Raw genomic sequence first — 24,799 nt, forward strand, 5'->3', positions numbered from 1 at the left:
TTTTTAAAAATTAATGTGCTTCTGCAGCTTCAGGATTTACTGCGTTTACAGCAACTTCTGTAAGTTTTTTATCAGCACCTTTTTCCTCATCAAGCGTTAATTCTAATATACTTGCTGCCTCTGCTAAACCTAAGGTTTCTGCAAATTGTCTCAGGGTTCCGTAAGTAGCAATTTCGTAATGTTCTATTTTTTGACTTGCCGCAATTATTCCGGCATCACGCACTACTCCTTTTTCTGTTTCTTCCAGAATTCCTTTTCCTTCTTGTATTAAACCTTCCATGGCATCACATTTTTTTGCTGTTGCTTTTTTGCCTATCAGCTCAAAAACTTTTTCCAGACGAATTACATGTTCTTCTGTTTCGGTTAAGTGAGAATTTAATGTTTCAATTAAATCAGCCGATGTAGCGTTTTTGGCCATTATCAGAAGCGCTTTGGTCAATGCTTTTTCTGCCCAATAAATATCTTTAAGACCGTCTTCAAACAATTCTGTTAAACCGGATGGCGCATCTGATTTTGGTTTTGCTGTTCCTTTTTTGATTTCATTTTTTTGAGCTGATTCTTTATTACTATCTTCAGGTTTCATGATTATTTTTTTTATGTGATTATTTTTTTTTTCAAAATTAACCTGTTAATCAACACTTTAATTACACTATTCAACCTCAAAGTTTCAAAATGAGCACCTGTATATTATGAAAAGAGATTAGTAAATCCTGTAAGATGTTTCTTTTTAATGATGAATAGCTTTGTAATATCAAATCATTAAAAAATAAACATCATGAAAACTCATATAACAAACATTCCTAAAAGATTTAACTATTACGAAAACGCACAGCTATACTTTGCACAAAAATTTCAGGGAGGCTTTTTAGATCCGGATACGGCTGTCTTAATCGAAAAAGCAATTGATAAACTTCTTAAAAGGGATAATATATTTCGAAATGAAAATATCCCGAAAGATGGGGAAACAATTAGCGAAGAAGAATATGTAAAAAAACATCAGGAAGATGATAATTTTTATAAACCTGAAAATACTGAAAAAGAAGAAGACATACAAAATGATGATAACTTAGATTATGATGAGTTACAGCAACGAAATGACTAATTACAAACAACTACCTTAAAATAAAACAATTGCATTTAAAACCTTGCAATTATTTTACAATACTCCACAACTAGATTTTTATAATTAAGAACACTAAAAACTACCATTATGAGCATTATAGATCAAAATACTACAGATAAAAATATCCTTATGAATGAGGAACTGTATCAAAATAGTGAACAGAAACAAACCAATAAAGAAATCGCCGAACAAGGATTTACGGTTCGAAACGGCTACGATCCAAATAAACCAAATCCTGATCATGAAAAAATCACGAATGATGAAGAAGATCTGGACGATCTAAACGATGATTTTCATACCGACAGAGATCTTGATGACGATGACGAATTGGACAAAATCGACATTGACGGAAATGAAAAAATTTTGAATGACGAATTTGATAATCCAACAGATGACTTTGATGAAACCGAAGAAGATTTAGAAGATATCGATCAGGACGAAGATGAGGAAGAATACAAAGAAGATGATATTCAGGAAGAAGATGAGGAAGAAAATTATCCTGACAATGATCCCCGAAAATTCTAGCTTTTCTGCTGGATTACTGAAAGAAAAAACCGTTATTTTTTATATAACGGTTTTTTTATGAAAAAAGTCTAAATCACTTCAATATGTTAATCCCCAATTTTTTCCAAAACCGGAATATCATCCATTTTTTTCAGACGTTTGGCAAGACCTGCCCTTGCTTCTATGAGTTCTTCCTGGGCTTTAATAAGTTCTTTATACAATTTGTCTTTTTCAAAACTGTCTGAGTTTTCAATTTTACGTATGATTTCATAAATTTCACCTTCCGTTTCCATCACTTTTAATCTTTTATAATAAGTAAGGCTTTCTGTCATGTGCGCAAGTGCAATCATGGCCGTTAAAAAAGGATGGTTATTCGTCACATTGACATCCTTAATTTTTCCATGTTCCAATTCAACTTTAAGGGCAAAAGCAAATTCTTCCATATTAAATGCTTCATGTTTACTCTTCGGATTCAAATAGGCTTTTATCGATTCGACATTGTTCATGGTAGAAAGATCAACGTCGGTTTCTTTTTCATCACTCAAATCCTTAAAAACCAGTCTCCCAATTACCCTTGCCTCTTCAATGGTTGGATCATTATCCGGATTTTCAAAATCGCGAACCGACCAGTCCCAGTTTTCAGGATGAACAGGTTTTATGTATTTTTCGCAAAAATCTGTCACATCATTTTTTAAGCCGACCATTTTATCTTCTCTTTTAATGTAAATATCCTGATAAACGCCACTTTTTGTTCCCATGTTTTTATGTTTTATTATAAAATTACAAACGACACATTTACCAAAATAAATGTGCCGTTTTTTACATTCCTTCTGAAGTTTTATCTAAATCTTTCTTCTGCCGCTAATTAATGACAGCAAAAACAATACAATGAATATAAAGAATAAGACTTTAGCGATACTTGCGGCTCCGGCAGCGATACCGCCAAAACCAAATATCCCGGCTACTATTGCCAGAATAATAAAAATGACTGTCCATCGTAACATAATCTTGATTTTTTAGTTAATACTGATTTTGTTTGTTATACCAAATTTCCCTCTTTAACACGAATTAGATTAACTCAAAACGTTATTTTTTTATCGCTATCGAATGTTATTCTTAATCTGGATTAAGTTGGTTTTAGCTTTTAAGAACTATTTTTGTAATGAAAACTATGGCATTATGAAAAAATATGACTTTTTAATATTAGGTAAAAATCAACCGATACTTGAAATTTTACTTCGGTTAGTAAATGCCAATGAAAACTGGAGTGCAGTTGGATTTAATGATGAAAAATTAGCTCAGGATTACTTTTTACAGCATAATGTTGATTTTGTTTTGTTAAGTTCTGCTATTGAGGATCATATCGAAAAAGAATTTACCGCATTTTGTTTAAAAGCCCATCCCGGAGTTGAGATCATAGAACATTTTGGTGGCGGAAGCGGATTGCTTCAGTCTGAAATTTATGACCGTTTGCATAAAAAAGGAGAACTTTAAGATGGAGAAAAAGTATTCAGTTGCGATTTATCCTTCGCAGGATGTTATTGATTCGGTCAAAACAATGAAGGAATGTTTAAAAAGCAAAATCAACTGGTACAACAGCTGTAACTCTACTGCACATATTACAATCTGCGAATTCAACCTTGACGATTCACAAATCGATACATACAAACAAAAACTTTTTAAAACCTGCGATACTTTTACGCCTTTCCCCGTTTATCTGGATCATTTTTCGTTTTATGAAAACAGCGGGGCCTTTTTTATTGCTCCCAATGAAACTTCGAAAAATAATCTGAAACCAGTCATGAAAAAGATTCAGGAAACTTTGAAATCTTTAAAACTAAAAAAAAGCGACGATCCGCACCTGTCGATTGGCAGAAAACTTACATCAGAAAATCTTAAAATAGCATCACAGCTTTTTACTACTATTGAAATTGATTTTTTGTGTAAAGAAATTGTTTTGCGGGAATTAGATCCGGTTAAAAAACAGTTTTTTGTTATTGATACTTTTTCATTTAACGGAAATTCACAGCCTGAATTTGTTCAGGGAAGTTTGTTTTAAACCGCTAAGTCCGCTAAGGTTTACGCAAGGTTCGTAATTTTTTTTAATCTCGCAAAATCGCAGAGTCTATTTTTTCGTGACTTTGCGTCTTTGCGTAAACCTTAGCGGACTTAGCGGTTAAATCACCACAAAGTTTAGTAACCTGAAACAAAAAAGCAGAAACCTTAAACTCTAATTTGATTCTGATTTAATCCAAAAACAAAACCCGATAAGCTAAAACTTATCGGGTTTCTCGTTTAAATATCTGAATTAGTAAGTAAGCTCATTTTTAATTTTTTTCGATACTCACATCGAACCCTCCGTTTTTATCAAAAATGAGATCGTAAAACTTTGAATCTTTTTCAATCCCAACTTCATAAGTCGTTTTGTTTTTGTCATCCACTACTACTGCAATTTCTTTTATCGCCTTCGCTGGATAATTTTTTTTCAGATAAGTTTGTGCTTTAGCAGGCAGCTGATTTAAAGGAATCTGTAGTTCATACGCTTTCATATTGCCCAGATTATCATAAATCGCCAATGCTTTTGTAGTATTGTTTACATTGTATTTCCCTTCATAACGAATTTCATCATTATCATCGCCCACATATTCTTCAGACCAGACCACTATTTTTCCAGGGTATTCTTTTTCAAAAGCAATTCTTACCAGTTCAGGAGGAATTACAGTTTTTTTCATATTCGTTCCCTCCTGTGCCATTAAAAAACCAAAGCTTAACAGAGCGAAAACTAAAAAGACTCTTCTCATTTTTTTATCATTAAAGAATTAATAAACTCAAAAAAAACAGTAATAAATTTACTACTTATAAATGAATTAAAAATGAAGTTTCTAATAAATTTTAGAATCTTAAGGAAAATTAAAGAATGTTTAAACTGAAAATTAATGAATCAAAAAAGCCTGCAGGAAATAAATCTTAGCAGGCTTCTTTTTTGAAATAATTGAATTAGTAAGCATTTATTTCTGAACTTTTATATATGGTCTTTATTCTTCAGTCTTTCTGTCAATTCTCTTCGATAGGTAATACCAACCGGAAGTTTTTCATTCTTTATCACAACAAAATCTTTTTCGCTTTCTTCAATTTTATCCAATGCGACGATATACGATTTATGAATACGCATAAAATTCTTCTCTGGCAGGCATTTTTCAAATTCAGCAGTTGTGATAGAAGCCAGATAGATTCTTTTTAAAGTGTACAGCTTCACATAATTGCCAAAACTTTGTGCAAACAAAAGCTGGTCTAATTCGATATCCATAAAATACCCATCGACTTTTACACTAACCGAATTGATTACTTCCTCTTCCCTGCTTTTTACATTTTCTGTTGCAAAAAAACGGTCAATAGCTTTTAAAAACCTTGGAAAATAAATAGGTTTCAAAAGATAATCAATCACACCGTAATCATAGCTTTCCAAAGCAAATTCAGAATAGGCAGTGGTTAAAATCGTTTTGGGATGTGTTGGAATAATCTTCAGTAATTCCATTCCTGAAATCTCTGGCATATTGATATCCAGAAACATCAGATCGACTTTATTTTCACGAAGATAATCCATAGCCTCTACTCCATTGTAGCCCTGAAAAACAAGCTCCAGCTGTGGATTCTGTTTGATGTAATTAGCCAGAACATAATGCGCTGCCGGCTCATCATCAACGATAATGCATTTTTTAGTCTCCTTCATCATACAAACTTTTTCAGTTGTAATTTCAAATCAATGATGTAGGTATTTTTATCTTCCTGAATATTCAATTTATATTCTTTTCCATAAATCAGGTTCAGTCTTTCAATCGTATTTTTTAAGCCAATTTTAGTAGAAACCACATCGGTTTTCTTTGGAATAGAGTTGACGACATGCAGATGCAGCAGTCCGTTTTCAACGGTAATAATAATACGCACAAAACATTTTTCGATGGCACAGGTTCCGTGTTTAAAGGCATTTTCTATAAAGGCAATCAGCAGCATTGGCGATACTTTATAGGCATTTTCGTTGTCAATTTTACAATCGTACGTAATGTCACAACGATATCCTACTCGCTCTTTTTCGAGTTGAATGTAACTGTTTATAAATTCCAGTTCATCTTCAAGTGATACACATTGTTTGTTGTTGCTTTCGAGCTGATAACGCATCAGTTGTGATACTTTCATGATCAGATCCGGCGTTCTTTCGGGAAATTCTAAACTAATCCCGTAAAGCGTATTGAAGGTATTGAATAAAAAATGCGGGTTCAGCTGTCCTTTCAGTGAATTCAGCTGCATTTGATTGAACAACAGCGTTTCGTCTGTCTGTTTTTTATTGATTCTGTAAAACTTAAAAACAATTATCGGACTTAAAATACAAACCAAAGTTCCTAATACGCTCGCCAGCTGATACACATAACTGCGTTGGTGCGAATTCTGATATAGATGACAATTAGCAAACATACTTAATGATGTAATCTGATATAAAACAAGCGAAAAAAGGAATACCGCTACAAGAGTCAGAAATACATAAGTCAATGGTCTTTTGCCTTTAAATAAAACCGGAAGTATAAAAAACCGGTTAAACTGGGCATGCATGTATAAAATACAGTAGAAAAAAATCCCCATTAAAATGGATATGAAAGAACTGAAAAGCATCCAGTCATTTTTTAGGGTATAAACCGTGAATGAAAAAAGAACGACGGCAATTTCCTGCCACCATTTGTTTTCCATCATGTTGTTTAACTTTTTATTCATTTTCTGCACTTAAATAGTTTACAAAGTACGAACAATTATTCAAATACTATTTCCAAAAAATGACAAATTCAATTGGTCATTTATTAGTGCAGTACATCACTTAACATGACTTTTATCAATAGAAGAGAAATAAATTTGGGCTATAATTTCACACTTTGGTTTATGTATTTCAAAAAAATTACTTTACTATTTTTCCTGATTTTTGCCATAAACGGTCATTCTCAAACCTTGTCTTTAAAGGACGCCATAAAAACAGGGCTTGAAAATTACGGTTCAGTCAGAGCAAAAAACAACTATACGAATGCTTCTCGCGAGACTCTAAAACAATCCAAACGCGATTATTTACCTAACTTAAATTTATCAGCGCAGCAGGATTACGGAACCGTAAACGGGCAAAACGGACCATTATATGGTTTTGGAGGTCTGGGCGTTGCTTCTTCAGGGCTTCCGTTACCAGAACAAAACTGGAACTCGGCTTTTGGCGCACTTTATCTGGTAAACATGAACTGGGATTTTTTCACTTTCGGAAAAGCAAAGGAAAAAATCAACCTGTCTAAAATTGATGTTCAGACCAAAGAAAAAGACCTGAATCAGGAGAATTTCCAGCTGGAAATTAAAATCTCAGCCGCTTATCTCAATTTATTGGCAAGCCAAAGATTACTCATTTCACAACAGAAGAATTTAAACCGTGCCGAAGTTTTCAAAAGAACCGCCGCAGCAAGAGTCAAAAACGGATTACTGGCCGGAGTGGATTCGACTTTGGCTACAGCCGAAGTTTCGAAAGCCAAAATGGCTCTGAATCTGGCTAAAAATTTCGTTAAGGAACAAAACAATAAACTGGTCGATTTAATGGGCGTTGCGCCTCAGGATTTTGTTACTGATACGATTTTTGTTACACAGATTCCAAAAGAACTTGTACAACAAAATAGTGTAACTGATAGCCTTCACCCATTATTGCAATTGTATAAAACGAGAATTGATTACAGCAACCAGCAGGTCAAATTGTACAAACGTTTTTATTATCCTACCATGAGTGCGTTTGGTGTGTTGCAAACCCGGGCTTCAGGATTTGATTCCTCTTATGCGACTGATCAGACTGCTTTTAACCGAAATTACTGGGATGGCGTCAATCCGGATCGCACTAACTATTTATTAGGAATTGGAATTACGTGGAATTTGACGACTCCTTTCAGAAGCAGTAAACAGGTCAGCGCACAAAAATTTGTTTCTCAGGCTTTGCAGGAAGAATACAATCAGGCCGACAGGGAATTGAAGTCGCAATTGAATTTTGCCGAAGATAAAATAAAAATTACGTTGGAGAATTATTCCGAAGCGCCCATTCAGGTAAATGCAGCGCAAAGAGCATATCTGCAAAAATCGACTTTATACAAAAACGGATTAACAGACCTGACCGATCTGACCCAGACGATTTACACACTAAACCGTGCCGAAATCGACCGTGACATTGTCAATAATAATGTATGGCAGTCCTATTTGCTAAAAGTAGCCGCAACAGGCAATTTTGACTTATTTATAAATGAATTTTAATTATAGCGCCTAATGAATTTAATACGTTTTGCACTCCGCAAACCCATCTCGATATTGGTATTGGTGGCCGGTTTATTTTTCTTCGGAATTGGTGCCATCAAAGACATCAAGGTAGATATTCTTCCGAAAATGAATTTGCCTGTAATTTATATTGCGCATCCGTTTGGAGGATATACTCCGGATCAGATGGAGGCTTATTTTGCCAAAAATTACGTAAACATCCTCCCTTTTGCCAATGGTATAAAATCGGTAGAAACCAAGAATATCCAGGGGTTGATGATTATGAAATTAACCTATTACGAAAATACCAACATGGCGCAGGCTGCTGCCGAATTAGGAGCGCTTTCGAACCGAATTCAGGCGGCTTTTCCTCCGGGAACACAGCCTCCGTTTATCATTCGTTTTGATGCTTCGTCATTACCGATTGGACAATTAGTTTTAAGCAGTAAAATACGTTCCAACAACGAATTGCAGGATTTGGCCAATGTTTATGTAAGAGCTTCGTTTACTTCGATTCCGGGTTTATTATCTCCGGCTCCCTTTGGCGGAAGCCCAAGAACAGTAGAGGTTAACGTTGATCCTGATTTACTGCGTTCACACAATATGACGCCCGATCAGATTGTGGAAGCGATTCGTATCAACAACCAGACAGCGCCATCCGGAAACGTGAGAATTGGCGACATCAATTACATTTCGCCTACCAATAATACGATTAAAGAAATTAAGGATTTTGAACAGATTCCGTTGTTTAAAGGCGGTGTTCAAAACCTGAAATTAGGCGATGTTGCCACTGTAAAAGACGGTGCCGACGTGACCAACGGATATGCTTTGGTTAACGGAAAACGTTCGGTTTATATCAGTATTGCAAAAGCCGGAGACGCTTCGACCTGGGATGTGGTTCAGAAATTAAAATCGGAATTGCCTAAAATTCAGAGCACGCTTCCCGAAGACGTACAATTATCATACGAATTTGACCAGTCGGTTTATGTCATCAACTCGGTTAAAAGTTTGATTACAGAAGGAATCATCGGAGCGGTTTTAACCGGATTAATGGTTTTATTATTCTTAGGTGACAGGCGTGCAGCGTTAATCGTAATTCTGACGATTCCGATTTCGATTATTTCGGGAGTTTTATTTCTTAAACTATTCGGGCAGACCATCAACTTAATGTCCTTAAGCGGACTTGCTCTGGCCATTGGAATTCTGGTGGATGAAAGTACCGTAACGATAGAAAATATTCACCAGCATCTCGATATGGGTAAACCAAAAGCACTCGCGATTTGGGATGCCTGTCAGGAAATTGCGTTGCCTAAATTATTGATTCTGCTTTGTATATTGGCGGTTTTTGCACCTGCCTTTACGATGGTCGGAATTCCGGGCGCCTTGTTCTTACCGTTGGCTTTGGCGATTGGATTCTCGATGGTTATTTCATTTTTATTGTCGCAGACTTTTGTACCTGTAATGGCAAACTGGCTGATGAAAGCACATCCGAAACACGATCATACACCTGAAATTACAGACGATGAAGCCGAATTTAACGCCTGCGGATTAACTCCGGAATCTGAGAAACAACTGATTACTCAGAAAAAAGATTATGTTGAAAGAACGGATACGGATGGAAACGGAAAAATCAGTGCTTTCGAACGTTTCAGAATTCGTTTTATGCGTACACTTGAACGATTGTTCCCATACAAAAAAGCAGCTGCTTTAACGTATTTGATTCTGGCTACGACGCTTGCTATTGTATTTATTTCGTTCATCGGGAAAGATGTTTTTCCGAAAGTAAATTCAAGTCAGTTTCAATTGAGAATGCGTGCTCCCGACGGAACTCGTCTGGAACGTACCGAAGAAAAAGCCATTTTGGTACTGAAAGAACTGAAGAAAATGGTAGGCAATGAACACATCGGAATATCTTCTGTTTATGTGGGCCAGCACCCATCGCTGTTCTCGATTAACCCAATTTATTTGTTCATGGCGGGCTCGCATGAAGCTGTCTTTCAGGTGAGTTTAAAAGAATATCATGCCGACATGGATGATTTTAAAGATGAATTCAGGGCGAGAATCAAAAAGGTGCTGCCTGATGTGAAACTAACTTTTGAACCGATCGAATTAACGGATAAGGTTTTGAGTCAGGGCTCTCCTACTCCAATCGAAATTCGAATTGCAGGAAAAGACAAAAAACGAAATGAAACCTATGCGAATCAAATCGTTGAAAAATTACAGAAAATAGATTATTTCCGTGATGTACAGATTGGTCAGCCGATACATTATCCGGCAATGAACATCGATATTGACAGAACCCGTGCTGCCGAACTGGGTGTTGACATGAATGATATTTCGCGTTCGCTGATTGCTTCGACATCATCGTCAAGATATACCGAAAAAAATACGTGGATTGACGAACGAACCGGTTTATCTGTAAACGTTCAGGTTCAGGTTCCGTTAAACCAAATGAAAAGCAAAACCGATATTGGAGAAATTCCGGTATTGAAAAACTCGCTTCGTCCTGTTTTAAGCGACGTAGCCAAAATTACACCCGGCTTTGTGAGCGGTGAAAATGACAATTTAGGGGCAATGCCATACATTACAGTTACAGCAAACATCAGTCAAACCGATTTGGGGACGGCGACTAAAGATGTGGCTGCAACTATCAGTACATTGGGCGAACTACCACGTGGCTTATTTGTCACGCCTATTGGACTGAGTAAGGTATTGGAGGAAACATTAAGCAGTTTACAGGTAGGGTTGTTGGTTGCTATTTTTGTAATCTTCTTAATGTTGGCCGCTAATTTCCAGTCATTCAAAGTATCATTGGTGATTTTAACCACAGTTCCTGCAGTAGTTTTGGGAGCGCTGTTAATGCTGACCATTACAGGTTCAACGCTGAATTTACAATCGTACATGGGAATTATCATGTCCGTTGGGGTTTCGATTGCAAATGCTGTTTTACTGGTTACCAATGCCGAACAGTTGCGAAAAATAAACGGAAACGCTTTAGAGTCGGCCCGCGAAGCGGCGGCACTGCGTCTTCGTCCGATTATCATGACTTCGGTGGCGATGATTGCCGGAATGCTGCCAATGGCAATTGGTCATGGCGAAGGAGGCGATCAGGTTTCTCCATTGGGTAGAGCCGTAATTGGCGGACTGTTGTTTTCGACCTTTGCCGTATTATTAATTTTACCGTTGATTTTCGCCTGGGCGCAGGAACATACCACAACACAATCTGTTTCCCTCGATCCTGAAGACGAAGAAAGCATTCATTATATTTCATCATTAAATAAGCCATAAAGTCGAAAGCCATAACCCGTTGAGTGTAATTATTTTTTTAACACATAGAAACAATAGATTTAAGTTATAAATAAAAAAGGTAAAAGAAAAAACTAGTTTTCACACATAGCTATGTGTATTGAAACAAGTGAAACGCCTTTACCCGTAAAGAAAAGCTATGATTCTATGTGTTAAATTAAATTTTATTCACTTTCACCCAAAAGCTTAAAACATATTCATTATATAAAACCAAAAAATGAACACTAAAATTATAAAATACAGCCCGCTGTTTTTTGCAGCATTATTTTTTCTTAACAGCTGTAATTCCAAAAAGGAAGAAGTTGTTACGGCAGCAATCGAACCGAAAACGGAAACCTTTCTTCTGGAAAAAGAAAAACTGACCACCGAATTGCGTTTACCGGCCGAATTAACCGGTTTCCAACAGGTCGATTTGTATGCCAAAGTGAGCAGTTTCGTAAAAACACTGAAAGTAGATATTGGTTCAAAAGTAACCAAAGGACAGCTTTTGATCGTTCTGGAAGCACCGGAAATCAGTTCACAACTGGCAGCAGCCGAATCAAGACTGAAATCTATGGAAGCGATTTACGCCACCAGCAAAAGCACCTACAACCGCTTGTACGAAACGAGCAAGGTTGAAGGAACGATTTCTAAAAACGATCTGGAAATGGCAAGCGGAAAGAAAAATTCTGATTACGCACAATATCAGGCTGCGATTGCGGCTCATAAAGAGGTAAAAATCATGAGAAGTTATCTTGAAATCCGTGCGCCTTTTGATGGTGTCGTGGCATCCAGAAATGTGAATTTAGGAACCTTTGTTGGTCCTGCTTCAAGTTCGCCTTTATTGACAATTCAGCAGCAAAACAAACTGCGTCTGGCAGTTTCAGTTCCGGAATTGTACACCGGATATTTACACAACGGTGACGAAATGAGTTTTAATGTAAAATCATTGCCGGAAACATTTAAAGCCACAATCACGAGAATGTCCGGTGCTTTAGATTTGAAATTACGTTCTGAAAGAGTCGAAATGGATGTACACAACACCAAAGGAAATTTATTACCCGGAATGGTAGCCGAAGTGCTATTGCCGCTTAACGCAAAAGACAGCACTTTTGTAGTGCCAAAATCGGCTTTGGTGAGTTCTGCCGAAGGTTTGTTTGTGATAAAAGTACTGAACCACAAAGCCACAAGAATAGATGTAAAAAAAGGAAGGGAAATCGAAGATAAAATTGAAATTTTCGGTGATTTGAACCGCAAAGACAGACTGGTAAAAATCGCCAGCGAAGAAATTAAGGAAGGCGATGTTATCAACGAATAACCTGTACTCATTTAATTAATTATTGATTTGTTCGAAAGTGCTGTAAGACTTAGGTTTTATGGTACTTTTTTTTGTTTAGGAGCCGTTTCCTGCTATTCGCTTGTATCTTTTCCCGGCTAAAGGAGCCAGAAAAAGGATACCGCTTCTATCAGGGCTAGGGGTTTAGGAATTTAGCAAATGGTTTTTAAAATAAAGATTTACAGATAAAACTCATTAATAATTTATAAAAGTTTTTCTTATATTAGTAAAAATGAATATTAGTGATTTTGTCACACATATCTACAGAGATTAGGATTGCTTTGTGTAATTTTATCACACATATAAACAAGTTAGCAGTAACCTTAACAAAAATTATGGAAAGAATTGACAAAACTATTGACTATAAAGGATACAAAGTTCATATTTTTAGAGGTTTGGCTGATAGTAATGATTCAAATTTTAATCAAGAAATTAAAATTAAACTATCTAAAACAGGAGAAAATATAAAAGGCGAATTAATCTTAAGTCCATTATGGATATTTGATGAAGATGAAATAGATGATCCCAATTTTGATTACAAACTTCAATATCAAACTGGAGATTATTTTCAACAAACCTTTTCGTCTAATCCAAAGCGTCAGGGCATTGGCTCTACTTTGCACGATTTTATAATTGATCATAAAGATGATTGTGATTTAAATAATGTTTTTTCAACAAATTCAGATGAAGATGATTACGGAATTACAATAGAAGCAAATAGTTTTTGGGAGAATAGAGTTGATCTTGATAAAGCAGAAAAAGATGAAACTTTGAATCGTTTTAAAATTAAATTCACTTAAAAAAGGCTACTGCTAACAGCCTTTAGTAGCAAGCACAAAACAGAGTCGGAGAATTCAAGAATCTAACGCAATTTTATAACCAAAATTCTTAATCAATTTATATGAGCTTATTTTATAGGTTGTTCATTGAAAACTTTCACGAAACATTATTGTATAATCTCATAAAAGACTTTTTATTTCCCCTTTTTTTGGCCTTAATAAGTGTAATTACTGCATACTATTTCTTTTTTCGTCAAATTTTAAATGACAATCAAAAAATGATTGAACGCAAAAAAGAAGAACTTAAAGATAAATTAACTTATTTCTCATTAATCATCCACAATGCTATTCAGAATTCTAAAGAACAGAATGAAAATGTTAAAACTCTTATCACTGAATTAGAAGGAATTGAAATTGACTCTCGACCACAATTTATTGCTCCAATTACAGATTTAAAAAATATTGCTAAAAAAATAGATATTGAAAATTATCTTCTGTCTTTTTTAGAATATTATTCATCTGGAAATAAAATTGAAAATGCGGGTAAGTTCAAAACTATAATTGATAGTTGCGGAATGATATATCAAATATTTTTGCAAAATGACAAATTTCTTAAAGATAAATTAAAGCTTGATTCGGAAGGCAAAATTAAGCTTTCTGCAATTATAAATGACTGTGCGAATCTCCTAGGGAAATGTCTACATAAAATGCACGAGGAAAAAAATCCATTATTTCCTGAATTCATAAAAATTAATGATGATGCTAATAAAAAAATGAATTTATATGGAGATGAATTTCTCCGTGGTCAATACTATTTAATTTTAAAACCCTGCTTAGAGCTTTTAGACTCATGGGATAGACGGCATATTGTATTTGATGAGGATTTAGGAAATCTTTGGATTACTTCAAAAGATGGTGTTGAATTATACAATAATATGTGTCGAAATAACTTTCTCCTTTTAAATCACTTAAAAATGAATTTTAAGGAAGTGGAAAATTTACTCATTGATATTGAAACATCGAGCCAACAATTACGCAAGGACTTCTTATAAATGCCTGCTACACCTGCTCTACGAAGTGTTCCCTGCTCTTCGAAGTGTTCTAATGAAAAGCTGCGCAAATGTCTTTGACTTTGCGCAATTTTTTTAATGCTGCTATAATCCTAAATCTCTCAAAAGTCTCCTGACTTTTACAAAAAAGTTCTTAAACGACAATAAACACAAATACACTATATTTATAAAAAACTTAAAATGAAAGAAGGATTTATTGATATAAACTACTTTCAACTTTAGTTTAAAAGTCGGAGACTTTTGACAAGTTTTCGTTTATAACAAAATTTTAAAATGACGCAAAGTCAGAGACATTTGCGCAGCGCTGAGAAGAAAAATATATAAATCAAAAAAACTAGCTCATACTACCATAATGAAAAATAAAGAAGTTATAAAAACATTGTTTTTTTCAATATTCACAGCGTTTATATTAAGATATATCGGCGTATCTATTGTTTGGGAAAGTCTGAAAATTACCAAAGATAATTTTCATAAAAATCTAATTGATATAACCGAATATCAGAAAAAGATAGCTCAACATCTTTATCTTGAAATAACGGTTATGTTTGTTTTACCCTTTGTTGCAGCAATACTATTTTATTTTTTTGCCAGAATTAATCTAAGATCTAAATATAATTTTTTAATATTTATAGTGCTGTTTACAATTTTATATTCTTTATCGTACATACTGATAGGATACGTCAATAAACTTTCAAATTAACAGCCCCTGCTGTACGAAGTGTTCCTTATGAAAAGCTGCAAATGTCTTTGACTTTGCCTATTCTAAACAAATATATTTAAAAACGAAAACTTGTCAAAAGTCCCCGCTCTACGAAGTATTCTCATGAAAAGCTGCGCAAATGTCTCTGACTTTGCGCAATTTTTTTAATGTTATTATAAAACCTAAATCTCTCAAAAGTCTCCTGACTTTTTTCAAAACGTTTTTAAACGGCAATAAACACAAATACATTATATTTATAAAAAACTTATAATGAAAGAAGGATACGTAGTTCGTGACCAAACTTTACCACATTTTATAACTGCTACAGTCGTAGACTGGATTGATATTTTTACAAGGCAAACTTATAGAGATATTGTGATCGAAAGTTTAGATTATTGTATCAAAAACAAAGGAATGCTTTTGTATGGCTATGTAATTATGAGTAATCATATTCACTTAATCATACAATCAGAAGATGGAAAATTATCTGACTTGATTCGGGATTTTAAAAAATTTACAGCAAAATCTATTTTAGAAAAAATACAAAACTGTCCCGAGAGCAGAAAGGAATGGATGTTGGAACGTTTTAAATTAGCAACTCAAACCCATAGCAGAAATAAAGATTATCAATTCTGGCAATACGGAAATCATGCAGAAGAAATTTATTCAAACGATTTTATGTGGTCTAAGTTAGATTATATACATTTAAATCCTGTCAGGGCAGGTCTTGTGGCAAAAGCATCAGATTATATTTATTCAAGTGCAGGCAATTACGTGAATAATTCGGGATTATTAACTATTGAAAAAGCAGATAATCCTGTCGTTGATGTTTTAAATTCGAAATCATTTACAAAATATAATCTTTATTAAATTTAGTTTAAAAGTCGGAGACTTTTGACAAGTTTTCGTTTATAACAAAATTTTAAAATGACGCAAAGTCAGAGACATTTGCGCAGCACTGATAAGAAACACTTCGAAAAGCGGAGACTTTTGACAAGTTTTCGTTTATAATAAAATTCAGAAATGGCGCAAAGTCAGAGACATTTGCGCAGCGATAAAAAGAACACTTCGAAGAGCCGAGTAATTGCACGAGCAAGATGCTCGCGCCAGCAAAAATCAGCGCTTCTAATATGAATTGTATTCATTTTGCCTTAGATGCAGTTCGTCTGGCATGAATTGAAATCAGTTTGCCTCAGATGCAGCGCTTTTAGCATAAATAAAACCCGGTTTGCCCTGGAAGCAGTGCTTCTAACATGAATTACACTTATTTTGCCTCAGATTCAGCGCTTCTGGCATGAATTGAACTCAGTTTGCCCCCGCTCCCGCACGAATCCTTTGGTGTGGGCTTTTGAAACCAGAATTTCTTATATTTCAAGCATCCCTCGTGCAGATCTACTGAACGATAGCGTAGAATTGATTCTACCCTATCAGTATCATTTATTTTTTATACTTTCACGATTAGAAAAATACTGAAGTTAAGAAAGTGCTTTACGTAATTTTACTAAATTAAATAATAAGTAAAACATTAAAATGAATAACAAATTACACTTATCAGCAATATTAATTTTATTCTCACAATTTTTTTACAGTCAAGTTGGAATCATTAGCAATATTAATGAAAACATGGGTTATTTTAATTCTGATAAGTTAAGCAAGATTAAAACTAATGTTGAATACTCGTTAGATTTTAATATAAAAGATCTAACTGTGAAAATTTTGACCGAAGAACAAATCAATTATAAATTTTTAGAATATGATTTTGCTAATATTGAAAAGTTGAATGATTTAAGGTCAATTGATAAAAATGTTATAGAAACCATTTCAAAATTTTGTAATGAAAACTCAATACAAGATTTACTAATCTTCAGAAAAATAACGCATTATGATGCGTTTTACGCAACTGACCTTTTTTTTAACACAGAACATAATTTTTCAATTTTTACTATTAATTCATATAATGCCAATAAAGGTTTCTTCTTTTCAAATTTTAGAATTTATCATTTTAATAATTTGACAAAAGAATTCATTCTACCCACTATAAAAAGCAAAATAAAACTCAACACGCTTCAACTTGAAAAATTTGAAAACCCTGTTTATGATTTAGAAAGCAAAAAAATAATTAATGAAAAAGTATCTGAATATTATATAAATGAATTTCAAAATAGTATTACTGATGCTTTAAAAAGTTTCAAGTTAAAATAAGAATACTCGATTGCCCCGCTCCCGCACGAATCCTTTCGTGTGGGCTTTTGAAAACCAAATTTTCTTATACCTCAAAAAACATTCTAAATATTACTATATCATCATAAAAGACTAAATTTCTTATCTAGCCCCGATGGGAGGGAAAATCCTTTTATTTTTTCCTTTAAAAAATAAAAGATTGGAAGGACAGCGGGACTAAAATCAATTATGAAAACGAATTCTCTGCTTCTAAAAATCATAAAAATACATAACCAAACTAGTGAAGTGAGAAAAAAATATTTGAAGAAAAACAGCTATACCGCTTTTTTTATTTGAGTATAATTCTTTTGTTATATTTGCCGACCATCAAACGGAAGTTTTCATAAACTGAAGTTGACAAAAACCTTAGGAAAACGAAAAAAATAATTTGAAAACAAAAAAATACCTTCTATTAATTTTAAGTATAATACTATTTTCCTGCAGTGAGAGTGATGATAGTCCTAATGAACAATCAAATTTACAACCTGGCGTAATTATAACTTTTGATGACGATTATGTAGATGAATGGCATGATGTTAATCGTATTTTACAGCCATACGATTGGAAAGCAACATTTTTTGTAACCCGATTTAATCAGTTGTCAGCTGATAAAATTCAAAAATTAAAAGATTTTAAAAGTTACGGACATGAGATTGGTGCACACGGTTTAAACCATTTAAATGCAACAACATTTATTTCAGCAAATGGAGGAAGTGCATATCTGAATCAGGAGATTTTTCCAATGGTTACTTTAATGAATAATAATGCCTTATCAACTACTTCATTTGCATATCCATACGGTTCAAGAAACACAACAACCGACAATTTACTGCTTAATGAATTTCAAATAATCCGGGGAACAACTTATGGCAAATCTGCTCCGTCTTCGCAAAATTGTTTTTATAATTATGACAGAATTGTGTATGGATTGGGAATTGATAAAAGTTATCCGCATTTTAGCATTCCATATTTTTTATCGCTTTTGGAATATGCAAAAAACAAAAATAAAATAGTTATTTTTTATGCTCATAAACCAGTTACTGTTTGTCAAAATAATTATGAAACAGAATATCAAACACTAGTTGAAATTTGTAAATATGTAAAAGATAACAATATGAAATTTTATACAATATCCGAATTGTATAATTTACAAAATGGCGTTTAAATGACTATTGTTAATAGCAAAAAAGTATTGAAAGTGAGGCTGGAGGAATTTGAAAATGGCTAACATAAAACCCTCTGGTGCTCGTTTGCAACGAGTACCTACATAAATTAAAAGATATATTGTAGCGTTTGTAACGCGGCTATTAAAACAAAAGTTCCTTATAAATTATTGTAGGCAATCTATCTGAAAAGCCGCGTTGCAAACGCTTTATCCTGTTTTCATAAACAATTAGGTACTCGTTGCAAACGAGCACCAGAGGGAATGTGCAGAGACATGAATTTTTCTTTACTGTTTTTTATTTATTAGCCTTTCTTAGAAACTATAAAATAACTAATATCACTGGTATAACTAGAAAGTGTTCGAATAGAATGAGTTGAATTTTCATATACTCTTTCTGTATTATCTCCATTGGGTTGTGACGAAATCAAATTGAATTTATTGGCTAAAAGAGTTTTTTTGTACTCATTATAAACTGCTTTAGTTATTGCGGCAACTGTAACTTCAATACCATAAGCCGGATCGTCTTTGTACGTGAAATAATTCTCTGCATTTCCTGAACTGTCAGGATGAAAAGCAAATGTATATTCAAAGTTTTTTTTATTGTAATCTAGAAATTCCCAACCGTTTGCTGTTAATACCTTTTTTGCATTGTTTAAATCTTTACTTTGAATATCAATCAATTGATTTAATGTCAAATTTTGAGCATACGTTGCAATACCAGTAAAAAAAATAAATAATAAAAATAATTTTTGCTTCATGTTAATTGAATTTAGGTTAATTTTTTTAAAATCTTTTGAGTCTTGCCAATGAACATCTTTTTTTTATTCAATACTACAAAAGTAATTTTTTTATTGATATTACAATTACATTGTACAGATCTACAAAACGTTAGTAAAAAATTACATTTTATATCTGTAAACTAAACATCTAAATTGTCAATACATCAATTACAGAAACATCTCTATTGAATGCGAATAATAAACTTGTTTATAATCATAAATTTCTCGCTTAGCCCCGATTGTAGTGGAAATCCTTGTTTGCCGGGGTTCGGCAAATAAGATTGCAGCGAAAAGCGGGACTGTCTGTGTTATGAAAATGAATTTTCTGCTTCTAAAAAGCACAAACATCCCTCCCGCTCTCCCTAAGAGTTCCTTATAAAAAACTGCGTAAATTTCTCTAACTCAAATCTGTAATGATGCTACACGGGCGATAGCAAATTAACGAAGCAATCAGCACTGTTTTTTTGGAGAATTTCTGTATCACAGACCTAAATTAGGCAATACAAAAGATTTAGTATTAGGATGTAATCTTATCCATAACCCCGGATTTGTATTTAATTGCTGTAAGGCTTCCTCTTTATTTGAACTCAGGTTTGTTTTAAGCACATTGGCATACGTTTGAATTTTGGCAGGGGCAGAATCGGCATCTACAACAGACTGAACGATCTTTTTGGCTTTTAATATTGCAGCCGGTCCTAAAGTGAGAATGTACTCAGCAGATCGGCATTCCTTTTCATCGCTTTCATTCACCAGGCTTCCACCGGCTTTAAACTTGCTAATGTGATGCTCCAGAATACTGCTTGATATTGGAATTATTCCTGCTATATGATGACGCTGCGCTCCGGAGAAAGGTTTAATATAGGCAAGATGTGATGCCTGATTTTCTTCCGGGCCGTGACCAATAAAAAATATATCCAGCCCCCCTAATGTTTCCAGTTTAGTCAAATATTCTACAAGTGCCAACTCCAGATCTTTTGTATCTGTTTGCATTGGTGTAAAACTTTTTATTTTTTTGAAAAAGGCATCACCTAAAATACGTTCAAAATCCCTGACAAAACTAAAGCCGTTATTCATACTCAAAGGAGCAAGCGCATCCTGAGTAAAAACATTGAGCCTCGCAAGCAGTTCATCCTGTTGCGTTGACTTTGCTAACTCTCCAAGTAAACGGTGTAACTCCTGAGCCCCTCTGCCGCCCAGAAGAGCGATATTAATATCTCCTTCTTTTGATTTCGCGGTGCTGTAAAGCTCGTTTAACATTGCCTGACCAACCTCAGCTTCACTCCTAAGAACTGTAGGTGTTACACCATAATCGGTTAAATTAAATTCCTGATTGTTTTTTTGAGACAACCAGATGTTATTGTTGTCCTCATATCTTTCAAATTGTGATTTATTCATATAGCTTTAATTACTTATACGTGTTGTGGATTTTAATTTAGTAAAACAAAAGCTACGCAAGCTATTAAACGTGTTTTTTTACACAAATAATTCAGTGCACAACTTTAAAGCAAATTACGAGAAAATTTTAAAAGTATCAGGCATGTTGGCTTCAGAAAATATTTTACCTTATCAGGGACGAACGCAATACTATTAAGTTAAGGTTTGAATATAAAATGATTGCCGAATTTTGATATACATCCAAAATATTGAAAGCAGAAGAAATGTTTCAAAAAATCATACAGTTTTAGGAAATCAATTATTAATTTCTAAATAATAACAGCAAAATCAAGAATAAAATTACAGAAAAAACATCTGTAATTTGTTCAACAAACCGTATTTTATCAGAACAAATTACTTTTATTGATTCTTTTTATGTCATAAAATCAATCATTTATTTAATTCAAAGAGTAAATCCTTGTTTGCAAAAAAAATCCTATCTAATTCATTTTCAAAAGCATAACTTATTGTAAGATATTTTTGTACAAATAGTATAAGCAATATTTTTTAATAATGGTAAATTGTATAACTTGCGCTACAAAATATAACCTTAAATCTTTTAAAATGAAAATGAAAATTACTCTTTCTACATTTCTTTTACTATTACTTACTACAATTGCACAATCACAAAACATTACGATTCCGGATACTAAATTTAAAGACTATTTAGTTGCTAACACTTCAATTAATACAAATGGTGATGCTGAAATAAGTAAAACCGAAGCTGAAGCTTTTACCGGATCCATAGGCTGTAGCTGGAAATCAATTACAAATTTATCCGGAATTGAAGCTTTTATAAATCTTACCTCACTTGATTGTGAGTATAATTCTTTAACTTCACTGGATTTGAGTGCCAATGTAAAATTGCAAAGTTTATATACTGTTGGAAATAATCTAACAGCATTAAATTTAAGCTCACTTGTAGATTTAAAAACCCTCGAATGTAATTCTAATAAAATTACCTCATTAGATCTTTCAAAAAACACTAAATTAGAAAGATTAAGAACTGCAAATAATAAATTAACAGCACTGAACGTATCTAAAAACCTGGAACTTTACGATATTGGCTGTGAAAACAATCTGATTGAACATATAGACATAAGTTTAAACGTAAAACTGACCTCTTTAGACTGCAGATTTAATAAACTTAAATCTTTGAATCTGAATAATGGAAAAACCTTATTCTTTAATTTGATGAAAGCCAGTGGAAATACAGGTTTAACTTGTATCCAGGTTGATGATATGAATAGTGTTCGTACAGGAACATGGGTTTATGACAATAGTGCAAGTTTCAGTACAAATTGTCAATATAATTTAGGTGTAAATGATGTTATCTTAGATAAAAACACTGTCAAAGTTTATCCTAACCCTGCAAATCAGGTTGTCACAATTAATTCTCCAAATCCGGTTGATTCAGTAAAAATTTATTCGATTAGCGGCGCCTTAGTAAAAACGATAACAAATCCTTCTCAAGTAGAGGTATCAAACTGGTCAAAAGGATTATACTTTTTTGTTCTCCAAATTGGAAATCAATACATTACAAAAGAAATCCTTGTAAACTAATTAATCTTAAAAAAACTCTTTTTTAATCTTGTAAACATGCCAACCTCAATTTGAAGTTGGCATGTTTGTTTATATCACATTTTTTCGGAACATTAATTTTTATGCAACAGGGTTGCAAAAAAATATAATGAATAACCCGTTAGGTGTAATTCGTTTTTGATACACATCCTAACGGATAGCTTCAAATTAAACCCTGCGGACAAAAAGATTTTGCGTTGCCTGATCCTGACAATAATCTGCTTACTTTTGGACAGCGTATATTAGGATAACACTCTTAGCGATAATTATCAATACTTTTAAGCTTTAAAAATTCAAAATGAAAATGAAAAAATACCTCCTGCCCGGAATTACCTTTTTACTAAGCTTTTGTTGTGCTCTGTATGTAACGATGCAGGTTTTTCCGAAAAATCAGAATCCGTTTTTAACATCCGGAATAAAAGATGAAATAAATTTACCGTACAAGATTCAGGATGGCGACATTATTTTTCAGACTTCAGAGTCCAGCCAGTGTGAAGCAGTACGAATTGCTACCAATTCGAAGTTTTCGCATTGCGGAATCATCTATGAAATAAACGGAAACTTATTTGTTTTTGAAGCCGTACAACCTGTAAAACTAACGCCTTTGAATGATTGGATTACTTATGGAAGAGATAAAAAATATCTTGTAAAAAGATTAAAAAATGCTGCTGAAGTATTAAATGAAAATACGCTTCAAAAAATGAAAGACTACAGCCAGCAGTTTATGGGGAAACAATACGACGCTTTTTTTGAATGGACCGATACCCGAATTTACTGCTCAGAATTAGTCTGGAAAATCTATAAAAACGGAGCCAACATCGAATTATCTAAACTACAGCAACTTAAAGATTTTAATTTAAAGGATGAAAGAGTTCAAAAAATCCTTAAAGAGAGATACGGTAATAACATTCCATTGGAAGAAAAAGTGGTTTCACCTTCCAATCTGGTTGATTCTGATTTATTGGTAACGGTTGTGGATACTTATTAAACTTAAACCCGTTGGGTAAAATTGATTAAAAAGATTGATTTGATTATAAAAAGTATAAAAATTGGGAGTGAAACATCATCTTTAACAATCTAAAAACACTTTGACACATATTGATAATGAATTAAAAATTAACGTTTTAATTCGTATTTTCGTTTAGTAAAAATATACAGCACCAATTATTAAACTCCCCAAAAATCAGGAACGCCTGATATTTATTAAAAAGACGCACATGAAAATGTACATTATCGTAAAAGACAGTATCCCTGATAAATTAGTTCCGGTAATAACTGCACACGCTTCATTGGCTTGTTACAAAAAATATGAATCGAATGAGGATATGATAAAATGGATTACTGGAATATTTAAAAAAGTGGTTTGCATAGCTAACGAAATTGAATTTGAAAGACTTAAAAGCGAAACTGACTTTGTATTGCTTACAGAATCTTCCCTTGACAACAAAGAGGTTTGCCTTGCGTTTTCTCCAAGAGAGGAGTACTCAAAAATATTTAAATTTTTAAAAATGTGGACCCCTCAAAACATTCAGCATGGAAAATCAGATTTATAATTGGTTTGTTAAGAATGGAAATATTCAAATTCAAAAAAATGGAGATTGTATTTCTCTACAAGTCAGCTATAAAAATGGAGATTGTTGTTTGTTAACCCATTCAGATGCCGATGAAATTATCGAAATATTAATCAGCATCTCAAGACAAATTTGGGAAGATCCCAATTATGTAAGAAAAGCATATTCAGGTCAGCTTTTTAAAAAAATTGAAGATAAATTTTTATGGGAAATAGGCACATCAGAACTTTTCATAAAATATAATGAGACTGAAGATGCAATAGAAATTAAATGCAATGGAAATAGCACGCTGAATTTAGAGATAAACTATATTGTAGAAATCATACAGATTTTAGAACACTTACAATTATGAAAAAAAAGATGCTTCTCGGTTTGATCATTCTCGTTACTACAGGATTAACTTATACCCTTGTATTATATATTGGAGTTCTGGGTTTTCAATTTGCATGGATTTTAAACTTTATGTTGATGATGTGCGTTTTGATGTTCACCGAAACTTTAAAATCAAAAGGTGACTCAGGTTATTATAAAACGAAAGATTGGGAAAATAAGGGAAAAATATATGAGACCTTTGGGATAAATCTTTTTAGGAAACTACTGGTTCTTGTTGGCTGGGAAAAACTTAATAAAAAAGCAAATCCTGTTAAAAATGATTTGGAAAGTTTAATTCATTTGGAGTATCGCACCAAACAATCAGAATTAGGGCATCTGATTATCTTTTTTATTGTTTTAGGCTTCACCATTTATGTTGCCTTAAAATTCACATTTGCAAAATCCTTATGGTTATTAGTTTTAAACGTAATTTTCAACCTTTATCCAATTCTTCTGCAGCGTTACAATCGGCCAAGACTTCAGAGAGCATTAAAATTATTTCGGTATAAAGCAGAACAATCAGGTACTGCATAGATTTGAAATCTGCAGATTCCGTATAGTTTTTTTT

Annotated in this window: 25 protein-coding genes; 17 read left to right on the forward strand and 8 right to left on the reverse strand. The window is 33.4% G+C overall.

The features are described 5' to 3' along the window. Positions 1-10: 10 nt before the first annotated feature. A complete protein-coding gene (locus FLV_RS08630) occupies positions 11-583 on the reverse strand; it encodes a ferritin-like domain-containing protein (RefSeq protein ID WP_243232938.1) in 573 nt (190 codons plus the stop codon). A 192-nt stretch (positions 584-775) separates the two neighbouring features. On the opposite strand from FLV_RS08630, the gene FLV_RS08635 reads away from it, so the two are divergent. Beyond that, positions 776-1,102, forward strand: coding sequence for a hypothetical protein (locus tag FLV_RS08635; protein WP_243232940.1), 327 nt, complete (start codon positions 776-778; stop codon positions 1,100-1,102). A 108-nt stretch (positions 1,103-1,210) separates the two neighbouring features. Further along, positions 1,211-1,648, forward strand: a complete 438-nt coding sequence (locus tag FLV_RS08640; protein ID WP_243232942.1) for a hypothetical protein — start codon at positions 1,211-1,213, stop codon at positions 1,646-1,648. Positions 1,649-1,734: 86 nt separating this feature from the next. Here the strand turns inward: FLV_RS08640 and FLV_RS08645 are convergent, their stop codons facing one another. Next, on the reverse strand, positions 1,735-2,385 hold the full coding sequence (locus tag FLV_RS08645) for a DUF5661 family protein (protein ID WP_243232944.1): 651 nt from the start codon (positions 2,383-2,385) through the stop codon (positions 1,735-1,737). 84 nt (positions 2,386-2,469) lie between these two features. After that, positions 2,470-2,631: a DUF1328 domain-containing protein gene (locus FLV_RS08650; protein ID WP_078230027.1), complete on the reverse strand. Its 162-nt coding sequence runs from the start codon at positions 2,629-2,631 to the stop codon at positions 2,470-2,472. A gap of 175 nt (positions 2,632-2,806) precedes the next feature. Here FLV_RS08650 and FLV_RS08655 point away from each other — a divergent pair, with 175 nt between their 5' ends. Together FLV_RS08655 and FLV_RS08660 are read left to right on the forward strand one after the other, a co-directional pair. Continuing rightward, positions 2,807-3,121 (forward strand): hypothetical protein, encoded by a 315-nt coding sequence (locus FLV_RS08655; protein ID WP_243232946.1) that lies wholly within the window; start codon positions 2,807-2,809, stop codon positions 3,119-3,121. 1 nt (position 3,122) lies between these two features. After that, positions 3,123-3,686 carry a 2'-5' RNA ligase family protein gene (locus tag FLV_RS08660; RefSeq protein WP_243232948.1) on the forward strand — a complete coding sequence of 188 codons (564 nt, stop codon included), beginning with the start codon at positions 3,123-3,125 and terminating at the stop codon, positions 3,684-3,686. 268 nt (positions 3,687-3,954) lie between these two features. Here the strand turns inward: FLV_RS08660 and FLV_RS08665 are convergent, their stop codons facing one another. The 3 genes from FLV_RS08665 to FLV_RS08675 form a co-directional block, all read right to left on the reverse strand. Next, positions 3,955-4,428 (reverse strand): PepSY-like domain-containing protein, encoded by a 474-nt coding sequence (locus tag FLV_RS08665; RefSeq protein WP_243232949.1) that lies wholly within the window; start codon positions 4,426-4,428, stop codon positions 3,955-3,957. Positions 4,429-4,649: 221 nt separating this feature from the next. After that, positions 4,650-5,357, reverse strand: a complete 708-nt coding sequence (locus FLV_RS08670) for a LytR/AlgR family response regulator transcription factor (protein WP_243233446.1) — start codon at positions 5,355-5,357, stop codon at positions 4,650-4,652. Then, a complete protein-coding gene (locus FLV_RS08675; protein WP_243232950.1) occupies positions 5,357-6,391 on the reverse strand; it encodes a sensor histidine kinase in 1,035 nt (344 codons plus the stop codon). The genes FLV_RS08670 and FLV_RS08675 overlap by 1 nt, the downstream gene beginning before the upstream one ends. Before the next feature lie 162 nt (positions 6,392-6,553). On the opposite strand from FLV_RS08675, the gene FLV_RS08680 reads away from it, so the two are divergent. The 8 genes from FLV_RS08680 to FLV_RS08715 all read left to right on the forward strand — a co-directional run bounded on the left by FLV_RS08680 (position 6,554) and on the right by FLV_RS08715 (position 18,494). Next, complete coding sequence (locus tag FLV_RS08680) at positions 6,554-7,939, forward strand: TolC family protein (RefSeq protein WP_410745956.1); 1,386 nt, start codon at positions 6,554-6,556, stop codon at positions 7,937-7,939. A gap of 12 nt (positions 7,940-7,951) precedes the next feature. After that, positions 7,952-11,227 (forward strand): efflux RND transporter permease subunit, encoded by a 3,276-nt coding sequence (locus FLV_RS08685; protein WP_243232952.1) that lies wholly within the window; start codon positions 7,952-7,954, stop codon positions 11,225-11,227. Between the two features lie 235 nt (positions 11,228-11,462). Then, positions 11,463-12,542: an efflux RND transporter periplasmic adaptor subunit gene (locus FLV_RS08690; RefSeq protein ID WP_243232953.1), complete on the forward strand. Its 1,080-nt coding sequence runs from the start codon at positions 11,463-11,465 to the stop codon at positions 12,540-12,542. 353 nt (positions 12,543-12,895) lie between these two features. Next, positions 12,896-13,360, forward strand: coding sequence for a hypothetical protein (locus tag FLV_RS08695; protein WP_243232955.1), 465 nt, complete (start codon positions 12,896-12,898; stop codon positions 13,358-13,360). A 257-nt stretch (positions 13,361-13,617) separates the two neighbouring features. After that, complete coding sequence (locus FLV_RS08700) at positions 13,618-14,391, forward strand: hypothetical protein (RefSeq protein WP_243232956.1); 774 nt, start codon at positions 13,618-13,620, stop codon at positions 14,389-14,391. Between the two features lie 988 nt (positions 14,392-15,379). Beyond that, a complete protein-coding gene (locus FLV_RS08705; RefSeq protein WP_243232957.1) occupies positions 15,380-15,979 on the forward strand; it encodes an REP-associated tyrosine transposase in 600 nt (199 codons plus the stop codon). Positions 15,980-16,639: 660 nt separating this feature from the next. Further along, positions 16,640-17,311 carry a hypothetical protein gene (locus FLV_RS08710; RefSeq protein ID WP_243232958.1) on the forward strand — a complete coding sequence of 224 codons (672 nt, stop codon included), beginning with the start codon at positions 16,640-16,642 and terminating at the stop codon, positions 17,309-17,311. 406 nt (positions 17,312-17,717) lie between these two features. Next, positions 17,718-18,494, forward strand: a complete 777-nt coding sequence (locus FLV_RS08715) for a polysaccharide deacetylase family protein (RefSeq protein WP_243232959.1) — start codon at positions 17,718-17,720, stop codon at positions 18,492-18,494. 302 nt (positions 18,495-18,796) lie between these two features. Here the strand turns inward: FLV_RS08715 and FLV_RS08720 are convergent, their stop codons facing one another. Beyond that, on the reverse strand, positions 18,797-19,252 hold the full coding sequence (locus FLV_RS08720; RefSeq protein WP_243232960.1) for a hypothetical protein: 456 nt from the start codon (positions 19,250-19,252) through the stop codon (positions 18,797-18,799). A gap of 501 nt (positions 19,253-19,753) precedes the next feature. Continuing rightward, complete coding sequence (locus FLV_RS08725; protein WP_243232961.1) at positions 19,754-20,668, reverse strand: hypothetical protein; 915 nt, start codon at positions 20,666-20,668, stop codon at positions 19,754-19,756. A 603-nt stretch (positions 20,669-21,271) separates the two neighbouring features. Between FLV_RS08725 and FLV_RS08730 the strand changes: the two genes are divergently transcribed. The 5 genes from FLV_RS08730 (at position 21,272) to FLV_RS08755 (ending at position 24,765) form a co-directional block, all read left to right on the forward strand. Beyond that, complete coding sequence (locus FLV_RS08730) at positions 21,272-22,270, forward strand: T9SS type A sorting domain-containing protein (protein WP_243232962.1); 999 nt, start codon at positions 21,272-21,274, stop codon at positions 22,268-22,270. 322 nt (positions 22,271-22,592) lie between these two features. After that, entirely contained in the window at positions 22,593-23,276 is a 684-nt protein-coding gene (locus tag FLV_RS08740) for a YiiX family permuted papain-like enzyme (protein WP_243232963.1), read from the forward strand. Positions 23,277-23,505: 229 nt separating this feature from the next. Continuing rightward, complete coding sequence (locus FLV_RS08745) at positions 23,506-23,841, forward strand: hypothetical protein (RefSeq protein WP_243232964.1); 336 nt, start codon at positions 23,506-23,508, stop codon at positions 23,839-23,841. After that, entirely contained in the window at positions 23,822-24,211 is a 390-nt protein-coding gene (locus tag FLV_RS08750; RefSeq protein ID WP_243232966.1) for a hypothetical protein, read from the forward strand. The genes FLV_RS08745 and FLV_RS08750 overlap by 20 nt, the downstream gene beginning before the upstream one ends. Further along, positions 24,208-24,765: a hypothetical protein gene (locus tag FLV_RS08755; RefSeq protein WP_243232968.1), complete on the forward strand. Its 558-nt coding sequence runs from the start codon at positions 24,208-24,210 to the stop codon at positions 24,763-24,765. The genes FLV_RS08750 and FLV_RS08755 overlap by 4 nt, the downstream gene beginning before the upstream one ends. Positions 24,766-24,799: the final 34 nt, after the last annotated feature.

It is taken from the genome of Flavobacterium pectinovorum (genome assembly GCF_022802975.1).
Lineage (GTDB): Bacteria > Bacteroidota > Bacteroidia > Flavobacteriales > Flavobacteriaceae > Flavobacterium > Flavobacterium pectinovorum_B.